We start from the raw sequence: 13,385 nt of genomic DNA, 5'->3' as shown, positions 1-13,385 counted from the left end.
GTGATTTTGTAAATAATAAGCTATAAAATTCTAAAAATCTATATATAAAGGAATAAAGGTGGAAAAATGTATTTTTTACAAAATTTAAAAGTGAAATATAAATTATTATCGCTTATTTCATTAGCAGTTTTAGGTATGGTAATTATGAGCTATGTAGCAATTCATTCTATTAATAAGATTAAGCACGATACAGAGGTTGTAGTAGATGATTATCAATATTCTGCAATTTTATTAGAAGGAATGCTTCGTACACAAAATTCATTAGAATATAACTTATTAGAATTAATTACGGCATCACAAAATGAAGGGACAAATAAAGAGGGGATAATTGATAATATTGAAAAGGATCTTAAAAAATATGATTCTTTATTAAAAGAATATGATGATGGCTTTAATTTAAGTAAGCAAGAGGATGAGCTGTTTCAAAAGATGAAGAAATCTTTGCCAAGTTATATAGATACATATAAAAAGTTGTTTGAAAAGGCGAAGGTAACAAACGAGCTACAAATGGTAAACGAATTTCAGAAGGAATTAAAACCGAAGGGAGTAGAGTTAGCTGGCTATGCGGTGGATTTAGAATCGTATGTTTCAAATTTAGCTGATCAAGTATTTAAAGATTCTCAAAAAATGATAGATCGATCCGTTATTACTTTTATCGTTCTTGTAGTAGTTACTACAATCGTTATATGTATAGTAAGTTATATTATTAGCAGGCTTATAGTTGCTCCTTTACAAACGGTTAGTCGTATGATGGAAAGAGCAAAAGATGGGGATTTAACTGTACATGGTGAGTATAATGCTAAAGATGAATTAGGTGTATTAGTAAGTGATTTTAATGAAATGATTAAAGGGTTAAGAACAAATATGAAAGAAGTAGATAATAATATTCAGCTTTTATTCCAACATGCAGACGGAGTCGTATGTGCATCAGAAGTATCTAGCAGTGCGGCGAAGAAAATAACGATGGATATTGAAGAAGTTGCAAATGGTGCAGAGAGCCAAATGCAAGCAATGGAACAAACTGCGGGTGCGATGGAAGAGTTGACACAAGGAATGCAGAGTATAGTGAATACATCATCATCTGTAAATGAATTGTCTGCTCAGTCAGCATTAGATGCAGAGAGTGGTAATAAGTTAATGAAACAAATGATTCAACAGATGGATATAATCCAAAATTCAGTACATAGCGGTGTGAAACAAGTAGAGACTATGAAAGAACAATCAGAAGAAATTGTTAAAATCATTGATGTTATGCAAGGTATTGCCGCTCAGATTAATTTATTAGCATTAAATGCCGCAATTGAGGCTGCCCGTGCTGGGGAAAGTGGTAGAGGGTTTGCAATTGTGGCAGATGAAGTGCGTAAATTAGCTGAACAATCTAGTAATTCTGCAAAACAAATTGAGAAGCTTATTACTCAAGTTATGGGAACAACGAGTCACACCGTAGATATGATGGGGGCAGTAGATAATGAGGTACAGGCAGGTACACAAGTGGTACTGCATACAGAAAAAGTATTTGGAAAAATTACAGAAAAAGTACAGCAAGTATCTGAGCAAATTCAAACTGTATCTATGTCTACAGATGAAATTGCAGCTAGTAGTGAAGAGATTTCGGCTTCTGCAGAAGACATGGCTCAAATTTCCCAAAGATCATCTGACCGAACTGATAGGGTAAAAGAGTCTATTCAACAGCAAGAAAAATCTGTTCAAGAGATCTCGGTTTCAATGGAACATATGCATAACGCAGCAGGAGAATTAAAACAAATAGTTGCTCGATTTACTCTTCAAAAGTAGTAGTATATTTAAGCTTTAATATAGAGAAATTCCTCTCAATAAATAAAAAAATCATCCTATGTAAACAAGGATGATTTTTTTTATGGGAATTTTGTACGGCTGTCACTTATTATATTCTAATTTTTTACAATTTTCCGATTGTAATATATAATAATACGTAATGTTTTGGAGATTTTTCGTTTGTAAAAGGTAGGTTATAGGAGGAGAGAAAGGGTGTTCAATAAAAAATCAATGCCGGCTATAAAAATGATCCTTTCGATGTCTATTTTCGGATCAATTGGATTTTTTTCTGTTCAAACAGGTTTACCGTCTTTTGAATTAGTATTCGTTCGTTGCATTTGTGCGACTCTATTTTTAGCATTATGTTGGCTCGTAACAGGACAGTATAAAAGTGAGAAATGGAATAAAAAAGAAGTAATGCAAATATTAGCATGCGGCGTATTTCTCGTCTTTAACTGGGTGTTTCTATTTAAAGCCTTTGAAGTTATGTCAATTACAATTGCGATTTCAGTGTACCATCTTGCACCAATTATCGTATTAATGATTGGTAGTATTGTATTTAAAGAGAGACTTACAGTGTTTGCTGTTATGTCCATTGTCATTTGTTTTATCGGTACAGTTTTAGTAGCTGGAGTAGATGGAAGTCTATCGCTCGAAAAACTTATGTCATCTGGCATGGTATGGGCACTTCTTGCAGCTGTATTTTATGCTTTTACCACTTTATTAGGAAAAGGAATTCGGCATACGAGCGCATATGCGATGACATTTTTACAAACATTTTTAGGGATATTTTTATTGCTACCATTCGTAGACTTCGGGAAGTTTCAAGGACTAACAGAGATGAACTGGATGATGATCACAGCGACAGGACTTATACATACGGGGTTTGTTTATTATTTATTTTTTGACAGTTTAAGAGATTTATCGACAAGATTAATTTCTGTATTAGTGTTTTTAGATCCTGCGGTTGCAATACTATTAGATACAGTCTTTACCGGGTTTAGACCGACTAGTATGCAAGTAGTAGGAATTGTTCTTATCTTTGTAGGGATGGCTCTAACTTTTCGCAAGGGAAGAGAAAAGGAATTATCGGTAAAGGAAAGTGCTACTTCTTAATTTTAGAAGATATCATTTTCATTTCAATAAGAAGATATTGCAATTTATTTACATGTTTTATACAATAAATTAGTAAATAAAGGGAAAAAGAGAGAAAAGAAAAAAGGGTGGATGGACGTAATGAGACAGCACGTATTAAAAGGAATCACAGCGATGACTTTATTAAGTGGAGTATTTGTGAGTGCAAATAGTACTAGTGCAGAAGAATGGCCAGTGCATGAGCCAGAAATGATTGTATTTACTGATGTAGCCGAGGATCATTGGTCGAAGGATGCAATCTATGATTTAGCATATCATAAAATCATGGTTGGTTATGGAAATGGAACATTTGGTGCTAAAGATAATGTAACACGTGAGCAAGCGGCAGCTGTAATTGCTCATGCTCTTAAAATACCAAATAATCTAGAACTATTAGACAATCCATATACAGATATCAATGAAAGCACAACAAATTTTGCTTATGAAATTAAAGCATTAACGACTCGTCGAATTTTCGCAGGATACGAAAATAACACATTTCGTCCGAAGGATCCAGTAACTCGTGCACAGCTGGCACAAATTATTGTGAACGCCTATGAATTTAAAGTGAAACAGAAGCATACATTTACAGATGTACCAGATACCCATTGGGCAACAGATGCAATTAGTGCGTTGCAATCTAATGATGTTGTTAAAGGGATGGGTAATGGACAATATGAGCCGAATACTTTTGTAACACGTGAGCAATTTGCGGTGTTTTTAAAAAATGCAATGGTAATGAAAGCATTAAATAATTAATCTAGTTTACTATTTGTGCTAGATTTGGACAAAATCGTTATTAATTCATATAGAATTACAAAAGACGCAAATATATATTATTTGCGTCTTTTTGTGTCAATAAAGTGAAATTTAAAAATGCAAAGGAGTTCACAAAGAGATTGTAGAATATTTCATTATATAACACCTTAGATTTGACAGCTTCCTTTTTGACAATAGAAGAAGGAGGTATGAAGCAGAAAGGTAGTAAAAATGTTTCTTCTAGAAGATTTGCATTTTATCGTACATTCATCAATAAATGAATACTCCTAAAGCAGTGAAGCTTATTAAAATGCATGGCTAAAAATATTTGCTCATGTTATTTGGAAATACTTCATATGTAGTATGGATAACTTCGTATTATCTATTATTTTTCTATTTAACATAAAATAGAAATAGGGAGAGAGGACAATGAAGAAAAAAATATTGGGTGTAATGATGATTGCGACAATGGTAGGCGGTATATTTACAGGAACGAATGTGGCCCCTGTAAAAGCGGAAGAATATCCGGAAATGATTGTATTTGATGATGTTCCATACGGATTTTGGGCATATGATGCTATTTTAGACTTAGCTTATAATAAAATTATAGTTGGATACGGAAATGGAAAGTATGGTGTTGGAGATCTTACAACACGTGAACAAGTAGCTGGGGTTATTTACAAAACACTTGAAATGAAAGAAGAAGGGGCAGTAGCGAATCCATACAAAGATATTTCTGGAAGTTCAACTAATTTCCAAAAGGAAATTTTAGCGTTAACAAAACGTGGTGTTTTTAAAGGTGATGCAAACGGAAACTTTAGACCGAAAGCACCAATTACTCGAGCTGAAATGGCAGTAGCACTTCAAAAGGCATATACTTTCGAAGCAAAACAAAAGCATACATTTAAAGATGTGCCAAAAGGACATTGGGCAGAAGGTGCAATTAGTGCATTACAATCTAATCAAGTTGTGACAGGAACTGGAAAAGGTATGTATGAATTAAATAGCTTCGTACCGAGAGAACAATATGCTCAGTTTATAAATAACGCAATTATTAATTATCATTTGAAAGAGGATTGGAAATAGGGTGAAATAGGAAAGCACAAATAGAACTATTTGTGCTTTTTGTTTGTTTATAGAAGAATTATTATGCGTTTTTATGTATTTTTATTGTTGTACATGAGCTTTATAATCAACCCCGTAAAAAAGACATGATATGTAATATGATTCACAAAACCGTCACGAAATGTGTCGAGAAATCTATTGTCACTATACCATTTGTTATGTATATTTTTTAAAAACATATACATATTGGGGAGATAATTTGATGAGCAAAAAATTATTAAAAACAGCTACGGCATTAACAATTATGGGTGGGATGTTATTCTCAGCAGAGAGTAACAATGTAAAAGCGGAAAGTGCACCGTTACAAAATACAAATCCAATTGTATTTAAAGATGTACCAAAAGGACATTGGTCAGAAGAGGCAATTCATAATTTAGCGGCAAACGAAATTATTTTTGGATATGGAGATGGAATTTTCGGTTTTGGAGATGATGTAACACGTGAGCAAGTTGCAGCTTTAATTTATCGTGTGTTTGATATAGAAGAACAAGATGAATATGAAAACCCATATGGGGATATCGATGAAAACTCAACAAACTTTATTGAAGAAATATTAGCTTTAACGGAACTAGAAATTTTCATGGGAGATGAGCATGGAAACTTTAGACCGAAAGCAACGTTAACTCGTGCAGAAATGGCGCAAGTTCTTACGAATGCGTTTGAGTTACAGGCGAAGGGTCCTCATAATTTTAATGATGTTTCAGCGAATTCATGGGCAACGAATGCAATTAGTGCAATACAAACAAATGGTATTACAGCGGGAATCGGAGATAATAAATTTGGTCCTTCCATGAAAGTAAAAAGAGAACAATACGCACAGTTTTTATATAAAGCAATTTTGCATGATATGGAACAAGGACAGTAATAAGGTTTAATTAGTAAATTGAGGTTTGGAAAATAATACAAAAAGGTCATTGTTGTATAACAGTGACCTTTTTTTGTATGGAATAAAGCGCGAAAGAAAAGCATTTTGGAAAAAAACGAAATGAATTTTCAAAAAAAACTTCCTTTTCTGAAGATTTGTTATATAATATAAAACATAAAATCAAATCTGTTATAAAACAGTTTAAGAAGGGGATGCTAATATGTCGACGCAAACTTCACGGGTTACACTCGTCGGAGAAATGTTACCAGCGTACAACGAAATATTGACACCTGAGGCGCTTAGTTTTTTAAAGGAACTACATGAAAATTTCAATGAGCGCCGCATAGAACTTTTACAAAAGCGTGCGGAGAAACAAAAAAGAATTGATGCAGGAGAGTTTCCGAAGTTTTTAGAAGAAACAAAACGTATACGTGAAGCGGATTGGACAATTGCCAAACTGCCAAAAGATTTAGAGGATCGCCGTGTAGAGATTACGGGACCAGTAGATAGAAAGATGGTTATTAACGCTTTAAATTCAGGAGCGCATCTTTTTATGGCGGATTTTGAAGATTCGAATTCACCAACTTGGGAAAATGCAATTGAAGGTCAAATAAACTTACGAGATGCAGTGCAGGGAACGATTTCGCATAAAAATGATAACGGAAAAGAATATCATTTAAATAGTAAAACAGCAGTATTAATTGTGCGTCCAAGAGGATGGCATTTAGAAGAAAAACATATGCAAGTTGATGGGAAGAATATGTCTGGTAGCTTAGTAGATTTCGGACTTTATTTTTTCCATAATGCGAAAGCTCTTTTAGCAAAAGGAAGCGGTCCATACTTTTACTTACCGAAAATGGAAAGCCATTTAGAGGCGAGGTTATGGAATGATGTTTTCATATTTGCTCAAAAATATATCGGTATTCCAAACGGAACGATTAAAGCGACGGTGTTACTGGAAACGATTCACGCTTCGTTTGAAATGGATGAAATTTTGTATGAGCTTAAAGATCATTCTGCTGGATTAAATTGCGGAAGATGGGATTATATTTTCAGTTTTCTAAAGAGTTTCCGTAATCATAATAAATTTTTACTTCCAGATAGAGCGCAAGTCACGATGACGGCGCCGTTTATGCGCGCGTATTCTTTGAAAGTAATTCAAACGTGCCACCGCCGCAATGCACCGGCGATTGGTGGAATGGCAGCACAAATTCCGATTAAAAATAATCCAGAAGCGAATGAAGAAGCATTTGAAAAAGTGCGTGCAGATAAAGAGCGCGAAGCTTTAGACGGTCATGACGGGACTTGGGTTGCCCACCCGGGACTTGTACCAGTCGCGATGGAAGTATTTAATCACATTATGAAAACACCGAATCAAATTTTTAGAAAACGTGAAGAAATACATGTTACAGAAAAGGATTTATTAGAAGTACCAGTGGGAACGATTACAGAAGAGGGGCTTCGCCTAAATATTAGCGTAGGTATTCAATATATCGCATCTTGGTTAAGTGGACGGGGAGCAGCGCCAATTTATAACTTAATGGAAGATGCGGCAACAGCGGAAATTTCTAGGGCACAAGTATGGCAATGGATTCGCCATGAAGGTGGAAAGCTACATGATGGCCGTAATATTACGCTTGAATTGATGGAAGAGCTAAAAGAAGAAGAATTAGAAAAAATAGAAAGAGAGATTGGTAAAGAGGCCTTTCAGAAAGGGAGATTCCAAGAGGCAACAACGTTGTTTACCAATCTCGTTCGGAATGATGAATTCGTACCATTTTTAACATTACCGGGTTATGAAATTTTATAAAAAATGAAAAGGGGATGGATCATATGAAAAACGAAAGAATCGAGAAATTACAAGAGAGCTGGGAATTAGATACGCGCTGGAAAGGGATCACACGTCCATATTCGGCAGAAGATGTAATTCGCCTGCGAGGATCAATTGATATTGAACATACATTAGCGCGCCGTGGTGCTGAAAAGCTTTGGTCGTCGCTTCATACGGAAGATTACATTAACGCACTAGGCGCATTAACAGGAAACCAAGCGATGCAACAAGTAAAAGCTGGGTTACAAGCAATTTATTTAAGTGGATGGCAAGTCGCTGCGGATGCGAACCTTTCTGGACATATGTATCCAGACCAAAGTTTATACCCAGCGAACAGCGTACCTGCTGTAGTAAAACGAATTAATCAAACACTTCAACGTGCGGATCAAATTCAGCATATGGAAGGAAGCGGTGATACAGATTATTTCGTACCGATTGTAGCAGACGCAGAAGCTGGATTTGGCGGACAATTAAACGTATTTGAACTGATGAAAGGTATGATTGAAGCAGGTGCATCTGGCGTGCACTTTGAAGACCAATTATCTTCAGAGAAAAAATGCGGTCATTTAGGCGGAAAAGTATTACTACCGACGCAAACAGCGGTGCGGAATTTAATTTCGGCACGCCTTGCGGCAGATGTAATGGGAGTGCCGACAATTATCGTTGCAAGAACAGATGCGGATGCAGCTGATTTAATTACGAGCGATATTGATCCGGTTGATAAAGCATTTATTACAGGTGAAAGAACACCGGAAGGATTTTACCGTACGAAAGCAGGGCTTGATCAAGCAATTGCGCGTGGTTTAGCATACGCTCCTTATGCAGACCTCGTTTGGTGTGAGACGTCTGAACCAAATTTAGAAGATGCAAAACGATTTGCGGACGCAATTCATAAAGAACATCCAGGGAAATTGCTTGCATACAACTGTTCACCTTCATTCAACTGGAAACAAAAATTAGATGAGAAAACAATTGCGAGCTTCCAAAAAGAAATCGCATCTTACGGCTATAAGTTCCAGTTCGTAACACTTGCTGGATTCCATTCATTAAACTACGGCATGTTTGAATTAGCACGTGGCTATAAAGAGCGCGGCATGGCAGCGTACTCTGAACTACAACAAGCAGAATTCGCAGCAGAAAAACACGGCTATTCTGCAACTCGTCATCAACGTGAAGTAGGAACAGGTTATTTTGATGAAGTAGCACAAGTTATTACAGGCGGTACATCATCAACGACAGCATTAAAAGGATCAACGGAAGAAGCACAGTTTACGAAATAAAAGGAAAGGGCACCTTTTTCAAGGGTGCCCCTTGTTATTTTATGAACGATTCGACAAAAAAGAAGATATTATCAAATCCATTCTTTCCCATGCGTACGAATGAATGCAATATCTTTCTTATAATGCTCTAAATGTCCTTCATCAATCATTCTTTGGAAATTCAAGTCGCCTTCTTGCGCTTTTCGTTTCATATAGGCACATAACGCTTCTAGGCGTAGTAGTACCATACCTACGTAATCTTCGTCCATACTTTTACCGTAGGACTGGACAAACAACTTCACTCTTTCTTTCGTATGGGCAGCATGTCGTGACGATTCATAATGAACGGCCTCACCCGATTCTGTATAATACATTCTACTTAAAGGTACACAAGTATAAAGCGTATAGGCGATATCCCAAATTCTTGGACCAGGAGCAGCAACATCAAAATCAATAATGCCTACTGGTTTTTCTTGATTAAAAATAATATTGTATATGGCAAAATCGTTATGGCATACAACCTCAATATTATTTGGAGTATGATCCATCGGTTTCCAATCATCTAATAAAGGAAAATCACTTACAGCATCATGGTACAGACGAAGCATCTTTGCTAGTTCTTTTAAAACAGCATTAGACCGCATATATTCTTTTAACGGATAATTCCCAGATTCTCCTTCAATAAAGGATAAAATTTCTCTATCTTTTTCATCTACACCTAAAAACTTTGGAGCATGATGAAACCCTTTGTTTTCTAAGTGTTGTAATAACTTATGAATTTTTGTACTGTCTGGCTTTAATTCTCTACGAACAGTATTTTCAGAACGATATACATTGGATACATTTCCCCCTGTAAGCTTTTCTTCGTTAGCGTAGTTTGGCATATAATCCCCTCCATTATCACGACTGTACGATTATATTGTAACACCTTAGAATAAGGGATGTAATCGCATTCGAATGATGTGTGTGTTCATTTTATAGTGAAATCCGTATATGTTAAAATCAAATATTTGTGTGTGTACAATCAATTTAATTTGTCAGTTATTTTCAAAAAAGATTGTACATTTCATTTTAAGTGTGCTATGATGGTGTCAGTTGAATAGTTAAATTAAGCAATCCATATGTTATCAAGTGCTGAAAACGAACGAGAAAAAGTATGTGAGAACTAGTTTATGTTTCGTATTTGATAATGTGTGGATTCTTTTTTTAGACAGGAAGACTAAAATAAATTGTGTTTTCTTTAGGAGGAAATAATTATGGCAGTAACAGGACAAGTAAAATGGTTTAACAACGAAAAAGGCTTCGGTTTCATCGAAGTTCCAGGCGAAAACGATGTATTCGTACATTTCTCTGCAATCGAAACTGAAGGTTTCAAATCTCTAGAAGAAGGTCAAAAAGTTAGCTTCGAAATCGAAGAAGGTAACCGTGGACCTCAAGCTAAAAACGTAATCAAACTATAATTTTATAGTTTATTATGGAAAAAAGGGATGGCTGCTGCCATCCCTTTTTTTGTTGTAATATACGAGCATAATGATTATATTTTGGGGAAAAGTATACAAATGAAGTCATACTCAATGTTCGTAGAGGTAACGAAGAAGACTTAAACAATACGATTGAAGAGATAAAAGCGTATGCGAAAACGTATGAACATGATAAAGTGACGTTAATTGATTTGAAGAAATCTCATTCTCCTGTTTTAGATGAGGATCGATATATAGTTCTATTACAAATTGAAAGAGATACAAAGAATCTTGGAAGAAAATATGAATATGAAGAATAGTAAAAGGCTTTCCGAAATGGAAGGCCTTTTACTATTCTTTTTCAACCTTTTTCTTCTCGCGTTTCTTACATTCAGAGCATTTCGATTTACGAAAAGGCTTTGCAAAAAATAATAGAATGAAAAATAAAGCGAATATAATGCTAGCTGAGTTTTTCACGATCACAATGCTACTATTTTTCATTTGAATCGTTGGTTGAATTTCTTTTTCTTCCATAGTGGACCTCCATATATTGGATTTTCCTTTTAATTATAGCAAAGTTAATTGTCGTAATGATGCGAAATGAGGAAGTGATTGTAAATATTTATAGATAGTATAAATACATTTTGTTTAGGTTATTTATTATTTAATCACTATATAATTATTTTTTAATTTAAAAAATGTTTGATAAATGATAAAGTATTGTAAAAAAGCGGAATCTGTAGCCTATTTTCGTCTCATAGATGCTAAAATTACATATGCAGCTGCTAATATAAATAGAAAAAAGGAGACAGTAGAATATGGAAAGTAAAGTAGAGCGCTATGTCGAAAACTATGTGGTAAATAAAAATACAATGGCCTTACTTCCTGTTATTTTGAGTGAGAAGAAAATTGTTACACGAGTTGTTGAGAGGGAAGATTCTTTTTTCGTATTTCAAAAGCCACTAGATATTATAAAAAGAAGTTGCCGTAAGCATGGCTCTAGCTTCTTAGGCAGAAAAGAAGGAACGAAAGAGTTAACTCATATTACACATAAAGCACCGATTGCGATTAGTCCGACAGATCAACTTTATTTTTTCCCTACTTATTCTTACTCTAGAAAAGAGTGCGCTTGGTTGTCTCATTTTTATATCGAAAGTAATAAACAGTCAAAAGATGGAAATGTCATTGTTCGATTTATAAATGGCTTTGCTGTGAAATTAGAAATATCAAAAAGTAGTTTTGAAAATCAACAAAATCGTACAGCGAAATTGCGTACTGAATATGAAGATTGTAGAAAAAAACAAGGGAACCCTTCCTTTAAACTAATTGATAAAAGTGAAGAATCTAAATTAAAACCAGCATACGAGAAAGTGTATTTTGTTAAGGAAGGCGAAGTTTGAAAAGATGGGGGAAAACCCCATCTTTTTTTATTTGTCGGTAAGTCGATATAATTTCACTTGTCGTGACAAGTACTGAGAAAAATCACCCAAGTAACCAAACATACGACACATCCTGTCGAATATTGATAGATTATCATAGCTAAATAATGAAGGAATTCTCATGAAAGATATGGAAACTTTAATAAATACATCTCCATATGTCGTATCTACCATTTCCTCTTTCTTATAAGCGATGATACAGTAGAGGTAGTATTTAGAGTAAAGGGGTAAAGTGTAGAATGGATTTTCAGACAATCAAAGATTATTTTTCACCAGAAAATATGGATCATATTGTTGAAAGTTATAAAGCGTTCGGACCACTTCTTGGTATTGGTTTACCGATGATAGAAGCGTTGATTCCAGCATTGCCACTCATCGTATTTGTACTGGCGAATGCTGTTGCATTTGGATTTTGGCTCGGTTTTCTTTATTCTTGGCTTGGATCAGTAATGGGTGCCTTACTTGTCTTTTTCATTATCCGCCATTTTGGCCGAAGTCGTTTCTTTTCTTTTGTAAATAAGCATGAGAGAGTACGAAAGGCAATGGGATGGATTGAAAGGAAAGGGTTCGCGCCGATTTTCGTCATATTTTGTTTTCCGTTTACACCGTCTGCGCTTATAAATGTTGTCGCTGGTTTATCTCGCATTAGTGTAAAACAGTTTGGACTTGCGCTCGCGTTCGGAAAGCTTGTAATGATTTTTATTTTAACGTATATCGGCCATGATTTAATGTCATTTATTCATAATCCGGTGAAATCAGTCATTGTAGCAATTGGTATTTTTATTTTATGGTATGTCGGTAAGAAAATCGAAGTAAAGTTAGAGCTACATTAAGAATAGTCTTCTTTGTCCCGCTATTTGTGGGCAGTAAAACTCCCACCAAAAAAATCGGCTGAAGCAAAAAAGTTAGGTGGGAGATCAAACTGCCCGTAAATGCCCGATTGGTGCGGGCTGATAATCGGTGGGGGATGAACAAAACCCCACCGATTAAGTTTCACTTTATAAATGCAAGCTTCATTATTAAAGGGTAAGGGGAGAAGCGGATGAAGAAAACTTTGAAAAAAGAAGGCATAGAGTGGATACGAACAATTTTAATTGGTGTATTATTAGCTGTATTTTTTCGAACGTTTTTCTTTTCAACGTACGTTGTAGAGGGGAAGTCAATGATGCCAACATTGCAAGATGGCAATATGCTCGTTGTAAATAAGGTGAGTTATCAAGTAGGGGACTTGAATAGGTTTGATGTCGTTGTGTTTCATGCGAATAAAAAAGAGGACTATGTAAAACGAATTATTGGTTTACCTGGGGACCATATTGAATATAAGCATGATAAGCTATATATAAATGGACAATTCGTAGATGAACCTTATTTAGAGAAATATAAGAAAGAGATAAATGGACGACAACTAACAGGTGATTTTAAATTAGAAGAATTAACGAAAGAGAAGTTTGTACCACCTGGTTACATTTTTGTGGTAGGCGATAACCGCCTCGGGAGCTGGGATAGTAGACACTTTGGATTTGTAAAAGCTGATACAGTAGTCGGTAAAGTTGATTTACGATATTGGCCAATTCAAGAGGTACAAACGAATTTTTCAAAAGGTTGATATAATAGGTAGAAGTATAGAAAAAGACAAACTACTCCGTTTGTCTTTTTTCGTGTCCTATAATACAATTATAGTAGCAAACTAACGTTCGTTATGTAAGTGAAAGGTGGGGT

The 13,385-nt window shown here is 35.2% G+C and carries 14 protein-coding genes; 12 read left to right on the top strand and 2 right to left on the bottom strand.

Features of this window, described 5'->3' with window-relative positions; genetic code table 11:
* The first annotated feature begins 66 nt into the window (after nt 1-66).
* From ACUN28_RS23735 to aceA, 7 genes are all read left to right on the top strand, one after another.
* The gene (locus ACUN28_RS23735; RefSeq protein WP_016088940.1) at nt 67-1,794 is read left to right on the top strand and encodes a methyl-accepting chemotaxis protein; all 1,728 of its coding nucleotides are present in this window, start codon (nt 67-69) and stop codon (nt 1,792-1,794) included.
* Nucleotides 1,795-2,007: 213 nt separating this feature from the next.
* A complete protein-coding gene (locus ACUN28_RS23730; protein ID WP_016088939.1) occupies nt 2,008-2,910 on the top strand; it encodes a DMT family transporter in 903 nt (300 codons plus the stop codon).
* 120 nt (nt 2,911-3,030) lie between these two features.
* Nucleotides 3,031-3,687 (top strand): S-layer homology domain-containing protein, encoded by a 657-nt coding sequence (locus ACUN28_RS23725; RefSeq protein ID WP_016088938.1) that lies wholly within the window; start codon nt 3,031-3,033, stop codon nt 3,685-3,687.
* Nucleotides 3,688-4,116: 429 nt separating this feature from the next.
* Nucleotides 4,117-4,773, top strand: a complete 657-nt coding sequence (locus tag ACUN28_RS23720) for an S-layer homology domain-containing protein (protein WP_016088937.1) — start codon at nt 4,117-4,119, stop codon at nt 4,771-4,773.
* Nucleotides 4,774-5,014: 241 nt separating this feature from the next.
* Nucleotides 5,015-5,677 (top strand): S-layer homology domain-containing protein, encoded by a 663-nt coding sequence (locus tag ACUN28_RS23715; protein ID WP_016088936.1) that lies wholly within the window; start codon nt 5,015-5,017, stop codon nt 5,675-5,677.
* Between the two features lie 220 nt (nt 5,678-5,897).
* Nucleotides 5,898-7,487 (top strand): malate synthase A, encoded by a 1,590-nt coding sequence (gene aceB / locus ACUN28_RS23710; protein ID WP_016088935.1) that lies wholly within the window; start codon nt 5,898-5,900, stop codon nt 7,485-7,487.
* Nucleotides 7,488-7,510: 23 nt separating this feature from the next.
* Nucleotides 7,511-8,788 carry an isocitrate lyase gene (gene aceA / locus ACUN28_RS23705; RefSeq protein ID WP_016088934.1) on the top strand — a complete coding sequence of 426 codons (1,278 nt, stop codon included), beginning with the start codon at nt 7,511-7,513 and terminating at the stop codon, nt 8,786-8,788.
* 71 nt (nt 8,789-8,859) lie between these two features.
* Here the strand turns inward: aceA and ACUN28_RS23700 are convergent, their stop codons facing one another.
* Nucleotides 8,860-9,651, bottom strand: a complete 792-nt coding sequence (locus ACUN28_RS23700) for a phosphotransferase (RefSeq protein ID WP_016088933.1) — start codon at nt 9,649-9,651, stop codon at nt 8,860-8,862.
* Nucleotides 9,652-10,023: 372 nt separating this feature from the next.
* Here ACUN28_RS23700 and cspA point away from each other — a divergent pair, with 372 nt between their 5' ends.
* On the top strand, nt 10,024-10,227 hold the full coding sequence (gene cspA, locus ACUN28_RS23695) for an RNA chaperone/antiterminator CspA (RefSeq protein WP_000301522.1): 204 nt from the start codon (nt 10,024-10,026) through the stop codon (nt 10,225-10,227).
* Nucleotides 10,228-10,334: 107 nt separating this feature from the next.
* Nucleotides 10,335-10,547 carry a hypothetical protein gene (locus ACUN28_RS23690; RefSeq protein WP_080118056.1) on the top strand — a complete coding sequence of 71 codons (213 nt, stop codon included), beginning with the start codon at nt 10,335-10,337 and terminating at the stop codon, nt 10,545-10,547.
* 31 nt (nt 10,548-10,578) lie between these two features.
* Here the strand turns inward: ACUN28_RS23690 and ACUN28_RS23685 are convergent, their stop codons facing one another.
* Complete coding sequence (locus ACUN28_RS23685) at nt 10,579-10,761, bottom strand: hypothetical protein (RefSeq protein WP_016088932.1); 183 nt, start codon at nt 10,759-10,761, stop codon at nt 10,579-10,581.
* A 284-nt stretch (nt 10,762-11,045) separates the two neighbouring features.
* Between ACUN28_RS23685 and ACUN28_RS23680 the strand changes: the two genes are divergently transcribed.
* The 3 genes from ACUN28_RS23680 to lepB all read left to right on the top strand — a co-directional run bounded on the left by ACUN28_RS23680 (nt 11,046) and on the right by lepB (nt 13,272).
* Nucleotides 11,046-11,627: a competence protein ComK gene (locus ACUN28_RS23680; protein ID WP_445423422.1), complete on the top strand. Its 582-nt coding sequence runs from the start codon at nt 11,046-11,048 to the stop codon at nt 11,625-11,627.
* Nucleotides 11,628-11,905: 278 nt separating this feature from the next.
* On the top strand, nt 11,906-12,499 hold the full coding sequence (locus ACUN28_RS23675; RefSeq protein WP_016088930.1) for a TVP38/TMEM64 family protein: 594 nt from the start codon (nt 11,906-11,908) through the stop codon (nt 12,497-12,499).
* 209 nt (nt 12,500-12,708) lie between these two features.
* Nucleotides 12,709-13,272 carry a signal peptidase I gene (lepB, locus tag ACUN28_RS23670; RefSeq protein WP_016088929.1) on the top strand — a complete coding sequence of 188 codons (564 nt, stop codon included), beginning with the start codon at nt 12,709-12,711 and terminating at the stop codon, nt 13,270-13,272.
* The last annotated feature ends 113 nt before the right edge of the window (nt 13,273-13,385 follow it).

The sequence above is a fragment of the Bacillus sp. WC2507 genome, from assembly GCF_052656125.1.
This window is presented reverse-complemented; position numbering and strand designations above follow the sequence as displayed.

Coding starts and splice junctions, on each gene's coding strand:
- ACUN28_RS23735 (WP_016088940.1), top strand. CDS start 67: ATGTATTTTTTACAAAATTTAAAAGTGAAATATAAATTATTATCGCTT.
- ACUN28_RS23725 (WP_016088938.1), top strand. CDS start 3,031: ATGAGACAGCACGTATTAAAAGGAATCACAGCGATGACTTTATTAAGT.
- ACUN28_RS23720 (WP_016088937.1), top strand. CDS start 4,117: ATGAAGAAAAAAATATTGGGTGTAATGATGATTGCGACAATGGTAGGC.
- ACUN28_RS23715 (WP_016088936.1), top strand. CDS start 5,015: ATGAGCAAAAAATTATTAAAAACAGCTACGGCATTAACAATTATGGGT.
- aceB (WP_016088935.1), top strand. CDS start 5,898: ATGTCGACGCAAACTTCACGGGTTACACTCGTCGGAGAAATGTTACCA.
- aceA (WP_016088934.1), top strand. CDS start 7,511: ATGAAAAACGAAAGAATCGAGAAATTACAAGAGAGCTGGGAATTAGAT.
- ACUN28_RS23700 (WP_016088933.1), bottom strand. CDS start 9,651: ATGCCAAACTACGCTAACGAAGAAAAGCTTACAGGGGGAAATGTATCC.
- cspA (WP_000301522.1), top strand. CDS start 10,024: ATGGCAGTAACAGGACAAGTAAAATGGTTTAACAACGAAAAAGGCTTC.
- ACUN28_RS23685 (WP_016088932.1), bottom strand. CDS start 10,761: ATGGAAGAAAAAGAAATTCAACCAACGATTCAAATGAAAAATAGTAGC.
- ACUN28_RS23680 (WP_445423422.1), top strand. CDS start 11,046: ATGGAAAGTAAAGTAGAGCGCTATGTCGAAAACTATGTGGTAAATAAA.
- ACUN28_RS23675 (WP_016088930.1), top strand. CDS start 11,906: ATGGATTTTCAGACAATCAAAGATTATTTTTCACCAGAAAATATGGAT.
- lepB (WP_016088929.1), top strand. CDS start 12,709: ATGAAGAAAACTTTGAAAAAAGAAGGCATAGAGTGGATACGAACAATT.